The 15,658-nt window shown below is 67.2% G+C and carries 24 protein-coding genes; 9 read left to right on the top strand and 15 right to left on the bottom strand.

Going from position 1 to position 15,658, the window contains the following annotated elements; genetic code table 11:
* Positions 1–14 precede the first annotated feature (14 nt).
* The 11 genes from B2G71_RS14040 to hisB form a co-directional block, all read right to left on the bottom strand.
* Positions 15–473, bottom strand: coding sequence for a biopolymer transporter ExbD (locus B2G71_RS14040; protein ID WP_098106892.1), 459 nt, complete (start codon positions 471–473; stop codon positions 15–17).
* Positions 473–1,183, bottom strand: coding sequence for a protein TolQ (gene tolQ / locus B2G71_RS14035; RefSeq protein WP_098106890.1), 711 nt, complete (start codon positions 1,181–1,183; stop codon positions 473–475). Before tolQ ends, B2G71_RS14040 begins: the two co-directional genes overlap by 1 nt.
* Positions 1,180–1,641, bottom strand: coding sequence for a YbgC/FadM family acyl-CoA thioesterase (locus B2G71_RS14030; RefSeq protein ID WP_098106888.1), 462 nt, complete (start codon positions 1,639–1,641; stop codon positions 1,180–1,182). Before B2G71_RS14030 ends, tolQ begins: the two co-directional genes overlap by 4 nt.
* 90 nt (positions 1,642–1,731) lie before the next feature.
* Entirely contained in the window at positions 1,732–2,109 is a 378-nt protein-coding gene (locus B2G71_RS14025) for a histidine triad nucleotide-binding protein (protein WP_098106886.1), read from the bottom strand.
* Between the two features lie 14 nt (positions 2,110–2,123).
* Positions 2,124–2,447 (bottom strand): phosphoribosyl-ATP diphosphatase, encoded by a 324-nt coding sequence (locus tag B2G71_RS14020; RefSeq protein ID WP_098107110.1) that lies wholly within the window; start codon positions 2,445–2,447, stop codon positions 2,124–2,126.
* Positions 2,448–2,525: 78 nt separating this feature from the next.
* Positions 2,526–2,720 (bottom strand): PEP-CTERM sorting domain-containing protein, encoded by a 195-nt coding sequence (locus B2G71_RS14015; protein WP_098106884.1) that lies wholly within the window; start codon positions 2,718–2,720, stop codon positions 2,526–2,528.
* Between the two features lie 121 nt (positions 2,721–2,841).
* A complete protein-coding gene (gene hisF / locus B2G71_RS14010) occupies positions 2,842–3,600 on the bottom strand; it encodes an imidazole glycerol phosphate synthase subunit HisF (protein WP_098106882.1) in 759 nt (252 codons plus the stop codon).
* Positions 3,597–3,848: a hypothetical protein gene (locus B2G71_RS14005; RefSeq protein ID WP_098106880.1), complete on the bottom strand. Its 252-nt coding sequence runs from the start codon at positions 3,846–3,848 to the stop codon at positions 3,597–3,599. Before B2G71_RS14005 ends, hisF begins: the two co-directional genes overlap by 4 nt.
* 5 nt (positions 3,849–3,853) lie before the next feature.
* The gene (gene hisA / locus B2G71_RS14000; protein ID WP_098106878.1) at positions 3,854–4,582 is read right to left on the bottom strand and encodes a 1-(5-phosphoribosyl)-5-[(5-phosphoribosylamino)methylideneamino]imidazole-4-carboxamide isomerase; all 729 of its coding nucleotides are present in this window, start codon (positions 4,580–4,582) and stop codon (positions 3,854–3,856) included.
* 1 nt (position 4,583) lies between these two features.
* On the bottom strand, positions 4,584–5,213 hold the full coding sequence (gene hisH, locus B2G71_RS13995) for an imidazole glycerol phosphate synthase subunit HisH (protein WP_098106876.1): 630 nt from the start codon (positions 5,211–5,213) through the stop codon (positions 4,584–4,586).
* A gap of 8 nt (positions 5,214–5,221) precedes the next feature.
* Complete coding sequence (gene hisB / locus B2G71_RS13990; RefSeq protein WP_098106874.1) at positions 5,222–5,815, bottom strand: imidazoleglycerol-phosphate dehydratase HisB; 594 nt, start codon at positions 5,813–5,815, stop codon at positions 5,222–5,224.
* A 173-nt stretch (positions 5,816–5,988) separates the two neighbouring features.
* Here hisB and B2G71_RS13985 point away from each other — a divergent pair, with 173 nt between their 5' ends.
* The 7 genes from B2G71_RS13985 (at position 5,989) to B2G71_RS13955 (ending at position 9,575) form a co-directional block, all read left to right on the top strand.
* Positions 5,989–6,492, top strand: coding sequence for a ClpXP protease specificity-enhancing factor SspB (locus tag B2G71_RS13985; RefSeq protein WP_098106873.1), 504 nt, complete (start codon positions 5,989–5,991; stop codon positions 6,490–6,492).
* A gap of 29 nt (positions 6,493–6,521) precedes the next feature.
* Entirely contained in the window at positions 6,522–6,956 is a 435-nt protein-coding gene (locus B2G71_RS13980) for a hypothetical protein (RefSeq protein WP_098106871.1), read from the top strand.
* A 49-nt stretch (positions 6,957–7,005) separates the two neighbouring features.
* Positions 7,006–7,683 (top strand): guanylate kinase, encoded by a 678-nt coding sequence (gene gmk / locus B2G71_RS13975; protein WP_098106869.1) that lies wholly within the window; start codon positions 7,006–7,008, stop codon positions 7,681–7,683.
* 70 nt (positions 7,684–7,753) lie between these two features.
* On the top strand, positions 7,754–8,590 hold the full coding sequence (gene dapD / locus B2G71_RS13970) for a 2,3,4,5-tetrahydropyridine-2,6-dicarboxylate N-succinyltransferase (RefSeq protein ID WP_098106867.1): 837 nt from the start codon (positions 7,754–7,756) through the stop codon (positions 8,588–8,590).
* Between the two features lie 114 nt (positions 8,591–8,704).
* Positions 8,705–8,920: a hypothetical protein gene (locus B2G71_RS13965; protein WP_098106865.1), complete on the top strand. Its 216-nt coding sequence runs from the start codon at positions 8,705–8,707 to the stop codon at positions 8,918–8,920.
* A 5-nt stretch (positions 8,921–8,925) separates the two neighbouring features.
* Positions 8,926–9,144 carry a DUF2945 domain-containing protein gene (locus B2G71_RS13960; RefSeq protein WP_098106864.1) on the top strand — a complete coding sequence of 73 codons (219 nt, stop codon included), beginning with the start codon at positions 8,926–8,928 and terminating at the stop codon, positions 9,142–9,144.
* Between the two features lie 2 nt (positions 9,145–9,146).
* On the top strand, positions 9,147–9,575 hold the full coding sequence (locus B2G71_RS13955) for a DUF1810 domain-containing protein (RefSeq protein WP_098106861.1): 429 nt from the start codon (positions 9,147–9,149) through the stop codon (positions 9,573–9,575).
* Between the two features lie 9 nt (positions 9,576–9,584).
* Here B2G71_RS13955 and B2G71_RS13950 read toward each other — a convergent pair whose 3' ends face one another.
* The 4 genes from B2G71_RS13950 to B2G71_RS13935 all read right to left on the bottom strand — a co-directional run bounded on the left by B2G71_RS13950 (position 9,585) and on the right by B2G71_RS13935 (position 13,420).
* Positions 9,585–10,847 carry a dipeptidase gene (locus B2G71_RS13950; RefSeq protein ID WP_098106859.1) on the bottom strand — a complete coding sequence of 421 codons (1,263 nt, stop codon included), beginning with the start codon at positions 10,845–10,847 and terminating at the stop codon, positions 9,585–9,587.
* Positions 10,848–10,906: 59 nt separating this feature from the next.
* Positions 10,907–11,692 (bottom strand): hypothetical protein, encoded by a 786-nt coding sequence (locus B2G71_RS24535; RefSeq protein WP_098106857.1) that lies wholly within the window; start codon positions 11,690–11,692, stop codon positions 10,907–10,909.
* 358 nt (positions 11,693–12,050) lie between these two features.
* Positions 12,051–12,491 (bottom strand): SRPBCC domain-containing protein, encoded by a 441-nt coding sequence (locus B2G71_RS13940; RefSeq protein WP_168176364.1) that lies wholly within the window; start codon positions 12,489–12,491, stop codon positions 12,051–12,053.
* 71 nt (positions 12,492–12,562) lie between these two features.
* Positions 12,563–13,420: a TIGR03620 family F420-dependent LLM class oxidoreductase gene (locus tag B2G71_RS13935; protein WP_098106853.1), complete on the bottom strand. Its 858-nt coding sequence runs from the start codon at positions 13,418–13,420 to the stop codon at positions 12,563–12,565.
* A 184-nt stretch (positions 13,421–13,604) separates the two neighbouring features.
* Between B2G71_RS13935 and B2G71_RS13930 the strand changes: the two genes are divergently transcribed.
* Together B2G71_RS13930 and B2G71_RS13925 are read left to right on the top strand one after the other, a co-directional pair.
* Complete coding sequence (locus tag B2G71_RS13930; RefSeq protein ID WP_098106850.1) at positions 13,605–15,185, top strand: GMC family oxidoreductase N-terminal domain-containing protein; 1,581 nt, start codon at positions 13,605–13,607, stop codon at positions 15,183–15,185.
* Positions 15,185–15,622 carry a cupin domain-containing protein gene (locus B2G71_RS13925; protein ID WP_098106848.1) on the top strand — a complete coding sequence of 146 codons (438 nt, stop codon included), beginning with the start codon at positions 15,185–15,187 and terminating at the stop codon, positions 15,620–15,622. Before B2G71_RS13930 ends, B2G71_RS13925 begins: the two co-directional genes overlap by 1 nt.
* Positions 15,623–15,658 lie beyond the last annotated feature (36 nt).

The following is a 15,658-nucleotide window of genomic DNA, read 5'->3' as shown; positions in this document are numbered from 1 at the left end:
CGGATGGGCTAACCTTACGAGCCTGAACCGCTGCTGACATCGCTGACCAGCGAGATCGAGCGGATTCCGGCGCGGTTGAGCTCGCCCATCACGCCCATGACGGTGCCGTAGTCGAGCGCGCGGTCGGCGCGCAGCGTCACCAGCGGCGGCCTGCCGTCGGCCCCGGCGGGCAGGCTCGCCAGTCGATCGGCGAGTTCGCCGGGCGCCAGCGGCGCGTCCTCGAAATAGATCACCCCGTCGCGGCGGATGGTGATGGCGATCTGCTGGGCTTCTTCCGACATGGCCTTGGCGCGGCTTTCGGGGAGCTCGATCGGCACCGCCGCCTTGAGCAGCGGGGCGGTGACCATGAAGATGATCAGCAGCACGAGCATGACGTCGACCAGCGGGGTGACGTTGATCTCGGCCATCGGCGCCCGGGCGCCACGACCGCCGCGTCGACGCGAGCGGCCCGATCCGGCGAGGCCCATCGCCATCAGCGGTTCTCCAACTGACGGCACAGCGCCGCGTTGAACTGATCGGCGAAGCGCTGCATGCGCGCCTCGAAGCCGTTCACGCGGTGCGAGAAGCGGTTGTAGGCGATGACCGCCGGGATCGCCGCGAAGAGGCCGATCGCGGTCGCGAACAATGCCTCGGAAATGCCCGGCGCGACGACCGCGAGCGAGGAATTCTGCTGCTGGCCGATCTGGAAGAAGCTGTTCATGATCCCCCAGACCGTGCCGAACAGCCCAACGAAGGGCGCGACCGAGCCAACCGTGGCGAGAAAGTTCAGCCGGTCGGACAGCTTTTCGGCTTCCTCGGCGACGGTCGAATCCATGGCCCCGGCGATCCGCTGGCGCGCGCCTTCGGGATCGAACTGCTTCATCGCCGCATTGCGCTTGTATTCGGCGAGCCCCGCGCCCGCGACCTTGCCCAGCGGCACGTCGCCGCGGCGGCGTTCCTTCTGGTATGCATCGAAGTTCGGCGCGTCCCAGAAGCCGCCCTCATAGGCATCGGAGCGGCGGCGCACGCTCGCCATCCGCAGCGAGAACGAGACGATGATCATCCAGGTCCAGACGCTGGCAAGCAGCAGGCCGATCATCACGATCTGCACCACGATATCGGCGTCGAGAAACAGCTTGACCGGGTTGAGCCGGTCGGAGCCGCCGATTGCGGTCGCGGCGGCCATGAGCGAAGCAAGTGTCATTCGTGTCCTTTCGGGACGGCCTGGAACGCCGCAAAGGCGCGGAGCCAGGCTTCGGGTTGCGGGCGCGGCCTTCCATCGGGACCGATGAAGCCCACTCGGAAACTGGCCTCGCTGAGTTTGGTTGCTTCGCGCCAGGCGCTCTGGCGCAGGACGCAGTAAACGCGGCGGACCGTCTCGGCGACGGTTTCGAGCCGCACGATGTCTCCCAGCCGCGCCGGCGCGAGATAACGGATCGAGGCTTCGGAGACGGCGTAGCCGCCCTCCCCGGCCTCGAGCGCGCGGCGCTGGTCCACGCCCAGCAGGATCAGCAGATCGGTGCGCGCGCGCTCGAACCAGCGCAGGTAGTTGGCGTGATAGACCACGCCGCCCGCGTCGGTGTCCTCATAGTACACGCGCACGGCATAGCGGTGCACGTCACCGTCGATCGCTCCGGTCGCGGGTTGGGGGAATGTCGTCATGACTGGGCGTTGTTTAACCGGGTCGGTCGAGGCTGCCTAGCTGCGGTGAACGGCTCGCGGCGCGACGGCCACGCAGCGTCGGCAGGAGGATCAGTCCGCGATCATCTGGAAGAACTGCCGTCCGCCGAAGACGTGGACGTGCAGGTGCGGGACTTCCTGGTGCCCGTGCCCGCCCATGTTGATCATGAGCCGGTAGCCCGGCTGGTCGAGCTCGAGCTGGCGGGTAACGTTGCCGACCGCGCGCATGAAGCCGGCGATCTCGGCATCGGATGCCTTGGCGGTGAAATCGTCCCAGCTCACATAAGGGCTCTTGGGAATCACCAGCACATGGACCGGCGCCTGCGGCCGGATGTCGTTGAAGGCGAGCGCGTGCTCGTCTTCATAGACCTTGGAACACGGCAGTTCGCCGCGCAGGATCTTGGCGAAGATGTTGTCGTCGTCGTAGGGCTGGCGCGGGTCGATCGGCATCTTGTCAGGGCTCCTCAATACTTGCGTGAGGCCTTTTCGGCGATTCCCGAGACACCCTCGCGACGATCGAGTTCGGCCATCACCTCGGCGAGCGGCACGTCCTTGGTGCCCAGCAGGACCATCAGGTGAAACAGCAGGTCGGCCGCCTCGCCGACCAGGGCCTCGCGGTCCTCGACCAGCGCGGCGATCACGGTCTCGACCGCTTCCTCGCCGAGCTTCTGGGTGATCTTGCCCAGGCCCTTGGCGTTAAGCTTCGCGACGTAGCTCGAATCGGGATCGGCGCCGCGGCGTGCGGCGATCGTCTGCTCGAGCCGGACGAGAGTGTCGGGGGCGCTCATCCGCGCGGCCATGCGGCGAGCCGAAGCGGCGGTCAAGCGAAACCGGGGCGAGAACGGCTCGCGCGCGGCCGTTCCGGATCAGTCCTTGTCGGAGGTCTTCTTCGTCGCGAGGCGGCGGCCCAAGGCAAGGCCGGCGGCACCAAGGCCGAAAAGAACGAGGCTGCTAGGCTCCGGAAGCGGAAAGCTGCCGCCGGCAAAGGCGGGCGTGGAGATGGCCGAGGTTGCAACCAGAGCAATCCAGATCGGGGCGCGGCGCAAGGAACGTTCCTTCATTGAACGCCCGCGAAGGACTCGGGCGATTGTCGATGCCATGGCGACGATGACGCAGTGCAGCAAGCCGTGCCAGCGAACCGTCCCTATACAGGACAATATCTAGGGGCCGCTTAAGATACCGTTAGGCACGCGCGGGAAGCCCCGCCGCGCGCAGCGCCGCGTGCGCCTCGGCGATGGAGTGTGTGCCGAAGTGAAAAATCGAGGCCGCGAGCACCGCGCTCGCATGGCCCTCGGTCACCCCGGCGACGAGGTGATCGAGCGTGCCGACACCGCCGCTGGCGACGACCGGCACCGAGACCGAATCGGCGATCGCGCGAGTCAGTTCGAGATCGTAGCCCGCCTTGGTGCCATCGCCGTCCATCGAGGTGACGAGCAGTTCGCCCGCGCCCAGTTCGGCCAGCCTGGCGGCATGCTCGAGCGCGTCTATCCCGGTCGCGCGGCGCCCGCCGTGAGTGAAGATTTCCCACCCCGTCCCGGTCCGGCGCGCATCGACCGAAGCGACGACGCACTGGCTGCCGAAGCGCTCGGCGATCTCGCTCACCACTTCGGGGCGGGACACGGCGGCCGAATTGACCGCTACCTTGTCCGCGCCCGCCAGCAGCAGCGCGCGCGCATCCTCGGCGGTGCGCACGCCGCCGCCGACGGTGAAGGGCATGAAGCAGACCTCGGCGGTGCGCCGCACGATGTCGAGCAGCGTACCGCGATTCTGGTGGCTCGCCGAGATGTCGAGAAAGCACAGCTCGTCCGCGCCCGCCGCATCATAGGCGCGCGCCTGCTCGACCGGATCGCCCGCATCGATGAGATCGACGAAGTTCACGCCCTTGACCACGCGCCCGTCGGCAACGTCGAGACAGGGAATCACGCGCACGCACACGGTCATGCCGGCACCTCGACGATGCCCCTGCACATCCCGCTGGCGTCGCACTCAAGGTCTGCCGTGTCGAATGCCGCCGCAAGGACCATGCCGACCGCGCCGAGCGCGTAAAACACCATGACCGCCCAGAACAGTGGCGCGGAGGCCCGGCGCGAGACCAGCAGGCCGCCAATCCCCGTGCGCCCGCGGAATACATCGTGGCCGATGAAACCGAGCAGTGCCAACGCGGCCGCCAGGGCAACGAGCAGGAGCATTGCGGTCAGACCCTTTCCGCCATCGCGATCGCGGTCGCGAGGTCGAGCCGGCCGTCGTAGAGCGCGCGCCCGGTGATCACGCCCTCGATGCCGTCACTGGCGTGGAGCGCGAGCATGCGGATGTCGTCGATGCCCTTCACCCCGCCGCTGGCGATCACCGGCAGGTCCGTTTCGCGGGCGAGATCGACGGTGGCCTGGACGTTGCAGCCCTTGAGCATGCCGTCGCGGCCGATGTCGGTGAACAGCAGCGAGGCGACGCCCGCGTCCTCGAAGCGGCGCGCCATGTCCGCGACCGGCACGTCGGAGACCGAGGCCCAACCCTCGGTCGCGACCATGCCGTCGCGCGCATCGACCGCGACGACGATGCCGCCGGGAAACTCGCGCGCCATGTCCTTGACGAATTGCGGGTCCTTGAGCGCGGCGGTGCCCATGACGAGGCGGCTGACGCCAAGCTCGAACCAGCCCTCGACCGCCTCTGGCGTGCGGATGCCGCCGCCGAGTTGAACGTGGCCGGGGAACACCTCGAGGATCGATTCAACCGCCGCGCGGTTCTCCGCCCGGCCCGCGAACGAGCCGTCGAGATCGACGACGTGGAGGAACTGCGAGCCCGCGTCGGCGAAAAGCATGGCCTGCGCGGCGGGATCGTCGCCGTAGATCGTGGCACGGCCCATATCGCCCTCGGCCAGCCGCACGACCTGCCCCTGCTTGAGGTCGATGGCGGGAAAAACGATCATGTCAGGGCTTCCATTCGAGGAAACGGGCAAGCAACGAAAGGCCATAGGCCTGGCTCTTTTCGGGGTGGAACTGCACGCCCACCACATTGTCCTTCGCCACGGCGGCGACAAGCCCGCCACCGTGATCGGTCATCGCCGCCACCGCTTCGGCTTCCTCGGCCGCGAAATGATAGGAGTGGAGAAAATACGCCTCGCCTTTCTCGATCAGCCCGGCGGTACGGTCATGGTGCCCCGGCGAGACCGCGTTCCAGCCCATGTGCGGCACCTTGATCGCCGGGTCGGTCCGCTCGATCAGGCGCACTTCGCCAGCAATCCAGTCAAGTCCCGGCGTCTCGCCATGCTCGAGCCCGCGCGTCGCGAGAAGCTGCATGCCCACGCAGATACCCAGGAACGGCGCACCACCGACGTGGACGCGCTCCGTCATCGCCTCGACCATGTGCGGGATCGCGCGCAGCCCCTCGGCGCAGGCGCGGAACGAACCGACACCCGGCAGGACGACCCGGTCCGCGGCGCGCACGACATCGGCATTGTCGGTTACGCGCACGTTTTCGGCGCCGGCCGCCCTCAGCGCATTGGCGACCGATTGCAGATTGCCCGCGCCGTAATCGATCAGGGCGAGAACCTCAGCCACGATCGCAATCAGCCACCGAGTTGCCCCTTGGTGGACGGGATCGCCCCGCCCTTGCGCGGATCGCTTTCGACCGCGGTGCGCATCGCCCGCGCGAACCCCTTGTAGATCGCCTCGCAGATATGGTGATTGTTCTGCCCATAGAGCAGCTCGATATGCAGCGTGATCCCGGCCGCCTGTGCGATCGAGTGGAACCAGTGTTCGAACAGCTCGGTATCCATCTCGCCGAGACGTTCCTGGCTGAACTTCGCCTTCCACACGAGGTAGGGCCGCCCCGAGATATCGAGCGCGACGCGCGCCAGCGTCTCGTCCATCGGCGAATAGGCAGAGCCGTAGCGGCCGATTCCCGACTTGTCGCCAAGCGCCTTGTCGATCGCTTGTCCGATCGCGATCGCGCTGTCTTCGGTGGTGTGGTGCTGATCGACGTGGAGGTCGCCCGCGATCTTGCAGGTGATGTCGATCAGCGAGTGGCGCGAGAACTGCTCGATCATGTGATCGAGGAAGCCGATCCCGGTCGAGACCTCGTATTTGCCAATCCCGTCAAGATCGACATCGACGAGGATGTCGGTCTCGTTTGTCTTCCGCTGGATCCGTGCAGTACGCATGCAAGCGCCTATAGTCGGCTGTCGCGGGGAATCAATCGGCGCTTGCCGAGTCGGTGTCCGCCAGGCGATCCGAGGCAAAGGCAAGCGCGAATCGGGGGCAAAACCTGAGGATTGTCCCGTATGCAGATGCGAAGCGCCTTGACCGCGCACCTCGCCATGCGCACTTAGCACCCATGAACGATACGCCGCCCGACAGCCTCATTCCCTACGACGAGATCGTGCAGGAAGCCCTGCGCGCCGTTGTCGGGCGCGTTCTCGGCCAAGTCGAAGCGTCCGCCGGAGAGCTACCCGGTGCGCATCATTTCTACATCACCTTCAAGACTTCGGCTCCCGGCGTGAGCGTTCCGCAAGAACTGCGTCAGCGTTTTCCCGACGAAATGACCATTGTCCTCCAGAACAAGTTCTGGGATCTCGACGTGGACGAGCACGGATTTTCGGTAGGGCTGAGCTTCAACCAGATCCCGGCCAAGCTGGTGGTTCCCTTCGCAGCGATTACCGCCTTCGTTGACCCGGCCGTCGATTTCGGGCTCCAGTTCCAGGCGACCACGGACGAAGACGAATTCGACGCACAGTCGCCGGCCGAAAACGACGGCGAGGAACGCGACGCCGCTTCGCGCATTACTTCCAGCGAGGATGGATCGAACGTCGTTTCGGTCGATTTCGGCAAGAAGAAGTAGCCGGGCCGCGCCCGGGAGGCAGGGGATCGATGGCCAAACGCAAGCTGGGCGACAAACTGGGCAGGAAGGCGGAGCCGCTCGTCGACAAGGTGGCCGGTTCTCCGGAAGACTTCGCGGGCCCAAGCCCCAACCCCCACACCAATCTGGTCATCGCCGACGTCGCGCTGCGCAGCGGCTCGATGCTGGCCCGCCGCGCAGTCGAACGCGCGCTGCTCGGATCGCGTTACACCCCGCGCAAGGCCCGCGCGATCCTCAAAGGGCGCACGCTGGGCGAAACGCTGCTGCACACCGCCGTCGCCAAGGTCGCGACGCGCTCGGTGCCGGGAATGATCCTCGTCGGCGGCGGGCTGCTGGCCAAGACGCTCTACGACCGTTCGCGCGGATCGGCAGCCAAGGTCGAAGGCGAGATCGCGCTCCACGAGCAGGCCGAGGACGGCGAGGAAGACGAGAACAAGGCCGGATAAGCCCGGTTTCCCTCTTGATCTGACCGTCACGGCCCGCCATCGGCAGCCGATGACTTCGCAGACGCCCAAGGGAAGCGACGCGCTCCAGCGCCGTGGCCTGATGTTCATCCTGTCCTCGCCCTCGGGAGCGGGAAAGACCACGATCTCGCGCATGCTGCTTGAACATGACCCGCAGATCCGCATGTCGGTTTCGGTAACGACCCGCCAGCCGCGCCCCGGCGAGACCGACGGGCGCGACTACATCTTCGTGGACCGAAATCAATTCGACCGCATGGTCGAGGCCGAGGAGTTTCTCGAGTGGGCGCACGTCTTCGGCAATTGCTACGGCACGCCCAAGGCGCAAGTGAAGGCCGGCCTCAAGGACGGACAGGACTTCCTGTTCGACATCGACTGGCAAGGCACCCAGCAGCTCTACCAGAAGCTCGAAACCGATGTCGTGCGCGTGTTCCTGCTGCCGCCCAGCCTCGATGAACTGCGCCGCCGGCTCACCTCGCGCGGCACCGACAGCGCCGAGATCATCGAGGCGCGCATGGCCCGAGCGCAGGCGGAGATCAGCCACTGGGACGGCTACGATTACGTTGTCGTCAACGATGCGATCGATACCTGCTTCGAGAAGGTCACGCAGATCCTTGCCGCCGAGCGCATGCGCCGTGCGCGCCAGACGGGTCTTATCGGATTCGTTCGCGAGTTGACGCGGCCCGATCCGGCTTCGGGCGAGCCCGCCTGAGCCGACGGACTTGTCCTTGCCGGTTGCAGGCGATAGGCGCGCTCGACGCCGAAGCATCTGGAGCCAGTTCATGTCCGATATCCAATCCGCGATCGAAGCCGCCTGGGAAGGCCGCGATGCCGTTTCCCCCGCCAGCACGGACGTGCGTACGATCGTGGATGAGGCCCTGGCCATGCTCGAAAGCGGCGATGCCCGCGTCGCCGAGCCTGACGGCAAGGGCGGCTGGACCGTCAACCAGTGGCTCAAGAAAGCGGTGCTGCTCTCGTTCCGCCTGAACGACAACGTCACGCTCGCCGCCGCCGCGGGCGGCGCCCCCGCCTTCGACAAGGTTCCGGTCAAGTTCGACGGGTGGGACGAGGCCAGGTTCCGCGAAGGCGGATTTCGCGTCGTGCCGGGCGCGGTCGCGCGCCGTGGCACCTTCATCGGCAAGGGCGTGGTGCTGATGCCCAGCTTCGTCAACATCGGCGCCTATGTCGGCGAAGGCACCATGGTCGACACCTGGGCGACCATCGGCTCGTGCGCGCAGATCGGCAGGAACTGCCACATCTCGGGCGGCGCCGGGATCGGCGGGGTGCTCGAACCGCTCCAGGCCGGGCCGGTCGTGATCGAGGACAACTGCTTCATCGGCGCGCGCTCCGAAGTCGCCGAGGGCGTGGTCGTCGGCGAGGGTTCGGTGCTCTCGATGGGCGTCTTCCTCGGTGCCTCGACCAAGATCGTCGACCGTGCGTCGGGCGAGGTTCATTTCGGCCGGGTTCCCCCCTATTCGGTCGTGGTCCCCGGCGCCCTGCCGGGCAAGCCGCTCGCCGACGGAACCGCCGGCCCCTCGCTCTACTGCGCGGTAATCGTCAAGACGGTCGACGCGCAGACGCGCTCCAAGACCGGGATCAACGAACTCCTGCGCGACTGACGGGCAGGGATACGCGGGAGACACATGGCGGGCCGCAGGAACGGCCCCGCTTCTGATGCGTTTCGTCAGTGAGCCGGCAATCAGCCGGCGAAACGCATTTCGAAGGAGTTGCACATGGAAAACCGTGGCACCGAGATACATGTCGAAGACGATCGCGCCCGTGCCGGTTCGACTCCGCACATCGTTCGCTATGTCCTGATCGCGAGCCTGGTGCTGGCGATCGTCGCGCTGTCGGCGATCTGGATCACCGGCGCGATCGGATCGGCGGACGACACCGGCGGCATCGCCGATTCCGAGCAGGTCGCGCAGGAACAGGTGGCGCAGGAATAGGCGGCATGGCCAATTCGTACCGTCAGGGGACCACGGTGCGCTGGAACTGGGGCACCGGAACCGCCACCGGACAGATCGCCGAGCGCTTCGAACGCAAGGTCAGCCGGACGATCAAGGGCAAGCGCATCCGCCGCAACGGCACCGCGGACAACCCCGCCTACGTGATCTGCCAGGACGACGGCACGAAGCTGCTCAAGCGCGGATCGGAACTCGAGAAGGCCTGAGCATGCCCGATCTCGATCGCTTCGTTTCGGCGCAGGAGGATGTCTACGAGCAGGCGCTCGCCGAGATTCGCGACGGCGCCAAGCGATCGCACTGGATCTGGTTCATCTTCCCGCAGATCGCCGGTCTCGGGCGATCGCAGACCGCGCGATTCTATGCCCTCGCGGATCGTGACGAGGCGCGGTCCTATGCCCTGCATCCCCTGCTCGGCCGGCGTCTGCTCGAATGCACCAACGCCGCGCTCGCGTGGCGCGGCAAGCGCGGCGCGGAGCAGATCTTCGGTGAAGTCGACGCAATGAAGCTGCGCAGCTCGATGACGCTGTTCGAGACTGTCAGCGCGGCGCCCGAATTCGGCGAGGTGCTCGACGGCCTTTTCGCCGGAGCGCGCGACGAACACACGCTGCGCCTGCTGGGCCCGGCGGCGGCGCTCTAAGACTCTGCTCTAGAACTCTGCGGCCGGATTTTCGATCGGCGGCGCCTCGGCCTGCGTCGCCGCAAAGGCTTCGGCGGCCTTGAGCACGCGCATCATGTTGCGGCTCGCGATCTTCTCCAGATCGTCGCGCGAATAGCCGCGCCGCGCCAGCTCGACGAACAGCGCGGGATAGCCGCCGACGTCGTCGAGACATTGTGTCGTCGTGCTCATCCCGTCGAAGTCGGCGCCGACGCCGACGTGGTCGATCCCGGCGACCTTGACGATGTGATCGACGTGGTCGGCGACCTGACTGACCGTCGATCGCGGCGCCGGATTGGCATTTTCCCATGCCGCGAGTGCCGCTTTGGCACCCTCCGGATCGCCGATATGAAGCGCATCGGCGCGCGCCTTCTCGGCATCGTGCGCCGCCGACCAGCGGCGCGTCTCATCGCTGACATAGGCTGGCAGCGTCACCACCATGACGATGCCACCATTAGCCTTGAGCTTCGACAGGACGGTGTCGGGCACGTTGCGCGGATGCCCGTCGATCGCGCGCGCGCCCGAATGGCTGAACATCACCGGCGCCTTCGCCACGTCGAGCGTGTCGAGCATGGTCGCCTCGCTGACGTGGCTGAGGTCAACGAGCATGCCAATGCGCTGCATCTCGCGCACCACGTCGCGGCCGAAATCGGTCAGGCCGTCATGCTCGGGCTTGTCGGTCGCGCTGTCCGCCCAAGGCGTGTTCTTGAAGTGCGCCAGCGTCATGTACCGCGCGCCGAGCGCATACATCTGGCGCAGCACCGCTAGCGAGGAACCGATCGAATGGCCGCCTTCCATGCCGATCAGCGAGGCGATGCGGCCCTCGGCCATCGCGTTTTCGACATCCGCCGCGCTCGTGGCGTACTCCAGATTGCCGGGATAGCGCGCCACCAGCCGCTTGAGCACGTCGATCTGCTCGAGAACGGCCTGCACCGCCTGCTGCTCGGAAAGGTTCGGCGAGACCCAGACCGACCAGAACTGTGCCCCGACCTTGCCCTTGCGCAGCCGGGCGAGATCGGTGTGCATCGCAATCCTGTCGTTTTCCGGATCGGCGGTGCCGGTCGTATCGGTGAAATCGAAGTCGGCGATCACGTCCTTGTAGCGTTCGCGCAACTGTTCGGGCACGTCATTGTGACCGTCCCACACCGGAGCCGCGGTCAGCGCCGCGGCCGCGGTTTGCTCGGGCGACGCCGCAGCGGCGATTTGCGGCAGACCCGCGAGGGCGGCCACGGCAAGGACGAGTTGACGGCGCATCGTTGTTCCCTTCCTGCAACGGCGGGCAACAAAGGCGATCGGCCGCGCCCCGGCAAGGTCTAATCGCCTGGCTTCTCATCGAACATCCTCAGGGCGTCGGCGCGCTCGCTCGGATAGCGTTCGGCGACGATCGACAGCAGCAGCTTGCGCGTGGCCCCGGAGGACCGCTTCGCCAGCCGTTCGACATAGGCCGACCGCAGCGCGTAGATCGCTTCGACCAGCGCCTCGTCGAAGAGCCGATCCGCACGGCCGAACAAGGCGTCGGCCCGCGCCACCGCGTCCGACAGGATGCCCGCCGCGCCGCCGTGCTGCACCGCGCTCGACCATGTCGCGTCGCGCACCGCATTGTGGCGCATGTCGAGGTCGAGCCCGGTTTTCCGGAGGACCGCAGTGATCGCCGGCTGGTAGTGGGTGCGTTCGATATAGGCATGCTGCGCCGCTCCGAAGCGCGCGGGCTCACGATCGGCGATCGCTTTCCACGCAGCCGAAAACGCCGGCGTGCCCGGCGCCGCGCGGCCCAGCTCGGCCGACCAGGGCCGGCCCTCGGACGCGACGAACGCGGCGGCGGTGCCGGCGCGCGAGGAAAGCTGGTAGGTTCCGTAGGATACTCCGCCGGGATCGGCCCGCCCCGACGATATCGTGCCCGGCCCGCGCCCTCCGCTCTCGAACCGCGCCGACAAGGCTCCGAGTCGCCGCGCCGGCGGCGCTTCGCGCTCCGGCTCGCTCTCGCGCTTCGGTTCCGCCAGGGCGAAATCGATCGCGGCATCGAGCGCATCGACCTCGGCCTGGGTGAAGCCGCGCCCGAGCAAATCGCGAACGGCGTCGAATACAGGCTTTCTGTTCATGTATTGTCCTCACGCGGCAAAACGCCGGTTCTGACCCGGACACAACATGTAGGACAGCAAAAAGGGCGGGATCGTCGGGCAACCGGAATCGTCGACGCGCGACGCGAACCGCCAAGATGATCTGGCACGGCGTTCCGCGTGGCACCGCTTGCGCTCCCCCCGAAACGCGGGCGCCGGCGCCGACGATTCCTGTCAAAAAAGGCGACACCGCCGCCTGCCCCGACGAGCGAAAAATAGACCTCGAAGCGTTGACGATCGGTTAAAAGACGGGACTGAACGCACCGAAACGGGCAATTTCCGATCGATTCTCGACCTTGTCAGTTTTTCCGACAGTGGGCCAAGGCAACGCCCCAGAGTGTCAGACCGGCCGACCGCGCCATTTGCGCTCGGCCACCGATTTCAGCGCCAGGTTCATGGCTTCCAGCCCGTTGCGGACCTTGTGTCCCATCGAGCGCGCGACGAGGCGGCCCACCGGTCCCGCCATGATCTCGCCATTGTCGACCCGGCAGCGGGTCGGCGAAATCTCCTCGACCGACACATAACGGAACGCCTTGAGCATCCCCGCAAGCGCGGTCAGGCCATATTCGAGCAGTTCGTCCCGCACCACCGTATAGACCTGGGCCCTGGCCTTGCGGGGCCTGAGGCCCGGCACGACAACGGTGAATCGGAGCGTCCGACCGACTTCGGCCGGACCCGAGGTTTCGATGTAGAGCGGATTCCACGTGCCCCATCCCTCGAAGTCGGCAATGAAGTCCCAGACCATCTCAGGGGGCGCATCGATTTCGATCGCGTGGCTCACGCAGGGCCCATCGGGCCGCACGGCGCCCGTCGCACGGACAAACGCGGGCGTTTCGATCGGGCCGACCCCCATCAAAAGAGCACTTTTGCCAATTGGCGGCACTTTTCGACGAGTGCGTCGAACGAGCCGTTGCAGCCGATCACCTGCATGCAGACATGATCCGCCCCCGCCGCGTGATGCTCGCGCACCCGCTCGCGTGCCCGCGAGGCATCGCCCATGGCGAAAAGCGCGTGGAGCAGGCGATCGTCGAGATCGTTGATCTCGGTTTCGGTGAAGCCAAGCCTGTGCCAGTTGTTCCGATAGTTGGGCAACTCGCGATAGTGGGCCAGAGCCTCGACCGCGAGTTCGCGCGCCTTGCCGGGATCGGTTTCGAGGATGACGCCCTGCTCGGGCGCGAGCAGCTTGTCGGGTCCGAGAATCGCGCGCGCCTCGGCGCTGTGCGACGGACTGACCAGATAGGGATGCGCCCCCGCCGTCCGCTCGCCCGAAAGCGCCAGCATCTTTGGCCCGAGCGCTGCCAGGCAGACATTGTCGGCGGGCATCCCGGCACCGAGAAATCCGTCGAGAAACGCGCTGGTCTTGGCGAGCGGCTTGGCCCATGCCTCGCCGATCAGCGGCCCATGGCTCACGCCGATGCCCAGCAGCGTGCGGGCCTGCTGGTCCGCCGCGAGCCCCGCGAACCAGGCGGCAAGCTCGGCCGGATCGTGCTTCCAGATATTGAGGATGCCCGTGGCGATCGTGATCGTGGAGGTGGCCCGCAGCAGCCGCTCGACATCCCCGGGCGCGCCGTCGTCGATGCCGCCCGGAATCCAGATCGTGCCGAAGCCCATCTTTTCGATCTCCGCGGCGGCACGGCTGCTTTCGTCAGGGTCGCCGAAACGCAGTTCGAGCGACCAGATGCCGACCTTGCCGATCTTCGGCACGGTCACGCGCGCGATCGGCGAGGCGAGGACGACGTGGGCATGGTGGCAGTCATGAAGCTCTCCCTCGGAACCGTGTTTGGCCTCAGTCTAGCCTGCGGCGGGCCTGCTTCAACCTCCACCACCGCCCCGCGACGCCTCATCGCCCACGCGCACTTGATCGCGGCGGAATGCAGGCCTAGCCCCCGCGGAGATGGACGAATTCGACTACATCGTCGTGGGCGGCGGCAGCGCCGGTTGCGTGCTTGCCAATCGCCTGAGCGCCGATTCCCGCAACCGCGTTCTGTTGCTCGAAGCAGGCGGGCGCGACAACTACATCTGGATTCGGGTTCCGGTCGGTTACCTCTATTGCATCGGCAATCCGCGCACCGACTGGTGCATGTCGACCCAGGCCGAGGCGGGGCTGAACGGCCGCGCGCTCAAGTATCCGCGCGGCAAGGTGCTCGGCGGCTGCTCTTCGATCAACGGCATGATCTACATGCGCGGCCAGGCAGCGGACTACGACGGCTGGCGCCAGGCCGGGAACACCGGCTGGGGCTGGGACGAGGTGCTGCCCTATTTCCGGCGCTCGGAAGACCACTTCGACGGCCCGAGCGAATTTCACGGCGGCGGCGGCGAGATCCGGGTCGAGCGCCAGCGGCTGCGCTGGGACATCCTCGAAGCCTTCCGCGCCGCGGCGGTCGAGGCCGGCATTCCGGCGATCGACGACTTCAACACCGGCGACAACGAGGGCGTCAGCTATTTCCAGGTGACCCAGCGCAAGGGCTGGCGCTGGAGTGCGTCGGACGCCTTTCTCAAGCCCGTGAAGACCCGCGCCAACCTGCGCGTGGTCACCGGCGCGCATGTCGATCGCGTGATCGCGCGCGAGGGCCGCGCCGCCGGGATCGCCTACCGCCTCGGCGAGACGGCTCACGAGGCCACGGCGCGGGGCGAAGTCGTGCTCGCGGCGGGCGCGATCGGCTCGCCCGCGATCCTCGAACGCTCGGGCATCGGCGACGGCGCGCTGCTGTCGCGGCTCGGTATCGCGCCGCTGGTCGACAATCCCGCTGTCGGCGCGAACCTCCAGGACCACTTGCAATTGCGCTGCGCCTTCAAGGTCAGCGATGTGCCGACGCTCAACCAGCGCGCCGGGTCGCTGCTCGGCAAGGCCCTGATCGGCCTCGAATACGTCCTGCGCCGCAGCGGCCCGATGGCGATGGCGCCGAGCCAGCTCGGCATCTTCACCAAGAGCGATCCGCGCTTCGAGACCGCGAACCTCGAATATCACGTCCAGCCGCTCAGCCTCGAAGCCTTCGGCGGCAATCTCGATGCCTTCCCCGCATTCACCGCGAGCGTGTGCAACTTGCGGCCCGAAAGCCGGGGCGCGAGCCACATCGTCGCCGCCGACGGTGACATCGCGCCGCAGATCCGCCCCAACTACCTCGCCGCCGAGGAAGACCGCCGCGTCGCCGCCGAGGCGATCCGCATGACGCGGCGCATAGCAGCGCAGCCCGCGCTCTCCGGCTTTCGACCCGAGGAGATCCGCCCGGGCCCGCAGGCGCAGTCGGACGAGGACCTGCAACGCGCCGCGGGTGACATCGGAACGACCATCTTCCACCCGGTCGGCACAGCAGCGATGGGCGCGGTGGTCGATTCCCGGCTGCGGGTCAACGGGATCGAGCGACTGCGCGTCATCGACGCCTCGGTGATGCCAACGATCACCTCGGGCAACACCAATGCGCCGGTGATGATGATCGCAGAGAAAGGCGCCGAAATGATCCTGGAGGACCGCTGATGCCGACCACCGCCTCGACCGATCCGCAGCAGATCATCGCCCGGCTCGGGCTCGAACCGCATCCCGAGGGCGGCTGGTTCCGCGAGACCTGGCGCGCGGCCGCGCCCGTGGGCGAGCGCGCCACAGCGACCGCGATCCACTTCCTGCTCGAGGCGCACCAGCGCTCGCACTGGCACCGCGTCGATGCCGCCGAGCTATGGTTCTGGCATGCCGGGGCCCCGCTTCGGCTCTCAGTCGCGACCGGCGAAAACGCGCCGATCGGCCACGTCCGGCTTGGCCCCGACCCGATCGCTGGCGATTCCCCGCAAGGCCTCGTGCCAGCGGGTCACTGGCAAGCCGCCGAGCCGCTGGGCGGCTGGTGCCTGGTGAGTTGCGTCGTCTCGCCGGGTTTCGATTTCGCGGGCTTCGAACTCGCGCCGGAAGGCTGGTCGCCCTAACGTCCCCGCGGCTCTCGAGGCCGGGCGGGTTCCGCA

Source organism: Novosphingobium sp. PC22D (assembly GCF_002556635.1).
GTDB lineage: Bacteria > Pseudomonadota > Alphaproteobacteria > Sphingomonadales > Sphingomonadaceae > Novosphingobium.
This window is presented reverse-complemented; position numbering and strand designations above follow the sequence as displayed.

What these genes read in the sequence shown, in the direction of transcription:
- B2G71_RS14040 (WP_098106892.1), bottom strand. Translation starts at nt 473, where the DNA reads ATGGCGATGGGCCTCGCCGGATCGGGCCGCTCGCGTCGACGCGGCGGT.
- tolQ (WP_098106890.1), bottom strand. Translation starts at nt 1,183, where the DNA reads ATGACACTTGCTTCGCTCATGGCCGCCGCGACCGCAATCGGCGGCTCC.
- B2G71_RS14030 (WP_098106888.1), bottom strand. Translation starts at nt 1,641, where the DNA reads ATGACGACATTCCCCCAACCCGCGACCGGAGCGATCGACGGTGACGTG.
- B2G71_RS14025 (WP_098106886.1), bottom strand. Translation starts at nt 2,109, where the DNA reads ATGCCGATCGACCCGCGCCAGCCCTACGACGACGACAACATCTTCGCC.
- B2G71_RS14020 (WP_098107110.1), bottom strand. Translation starts at nt 2,447, where the DNA reads ATGAGCGCCCCCGACACTCTCGTCCGGCTCGAGCAGACGATCGCCGCA.
- B2G71_RS14015 (WP_098106884.1), bottom strand. Translation starts at nt 2,720, where the DNA reads ATGAAGGAACGTTCCTTGCGCCGCGCCCCGATCTGGATTGCTCTGGTT.
- hisF (WP_098106882.1), bottom strand. Translation starts at nt 3,600, where the DNA reads ATGACCGTGTGCGTGCGCGTGATTCCCTGTCTCGACGTTGCCGACGGG.
- B2G71_RS14005 (WP_098106880.1), bottom strand. Translation starts at nt 3,848, where the DNA reads ATGCTCCTGCTCGTTGCCCTGGCGGCCGCGTTGGCACTGCTCGGTTTC.
- hisA (WP_098106878.1), bottom strand. Translation starts at nt 4,582, where the DNA reads ATGATCGTTTTTCCCGCCATCGACCTCAAGCAGGGGCAGGTCGTGCGG.
- hisB (WP_098106874.1), bottom strand. Translation starts at nt 5,815, where the DNA reads ATGCGTACTGCACGGATCCAGCGGAAGACAAACGAGACCGACATCCTC.
- B2G71_RS13985 (WP_098106873.1), top strand. Translation starts at nt 5,989, where the DNA reads ATGAACGATACGCCGCCCGACAGCCTCATTCCCTACGACGAGATCGTG.
- B2G71_RS13980 (WP_098106871.1), top strand. Translation starts at nt 6,522, where the DNA reads ATGGCCAAACGCAAGCTGGGCGACAAACTGGGCAGGAAGGCGGAGCCG.
- gmk (WP_098106869.1), top strand. Translation starts at nt 7,006, where the DNA reads ATGACTTCGCAGACGCCCAAGGGAAGCGACGCGCTCCAGCGCCGTGGC.
- dapD (WP_098106867.1), top strand. Translation starts at nt 7,754, where the DNA reads ATGTCCGATATCCAATCCGCGATCGAAGCCGCCTGGGAAGGCCGCGAT.
- B2G71_RS13965 (WP_098106865.1), top strand. Translation starts at nt 8,705, where the DNA reads ATGGAAAACCGTGGCACCGAGATACATGTCGAAGACGATCGCGCCCGT.
- B2G71_RS13960 (WP_098106864.1), top strand. Translation starts at nt 8,926, where the DNA reads ATGGCCAATTCGTACCGTCAGGGGACCACGGTGCGCTGGAACTGGGGC.
- B2G71_RS13955 (WP_098106861.1), top strand. Translation starts at nt 9,147, where the DNA reads ATGCCCGATCTCGATCGCTTCGTTTCGGCGCAGGAGGATGTCTACGAG.
- B2G71_RS13950 (WP_098106859.1), bottom strand. Translation starts at nt 10,847, where the DNA reads ATGCGCCGTCAACTCGTCCTTGCCGTGGCCGCCCTCGCGGGTCTGCCG.
- B2G71_RS24535 (WP_098106857.1), bottom strand. Translation starts at nt 11,692, where the DNA reads ATGAACAGAAAGCCTGTATTCGACGCCGTTCGCGATTTGCTCGGGCGC.
- B2G71_RS13930 (WP_098106850.1), top strand. Translation starts at nt 13,605, where the DNA reads ATGGACGAATTCGACTACATCGTCGTGGGCGGCGGCAGCGCCGGTTGC.
- B2G71_RS13925 (WP_098106848.1), top strand. Translation starts at nt 15,185, where the DNA reads ATGCCGACCACCGCCTCGACCGATCCGCAGCAGATCATCGCCCGGCTC.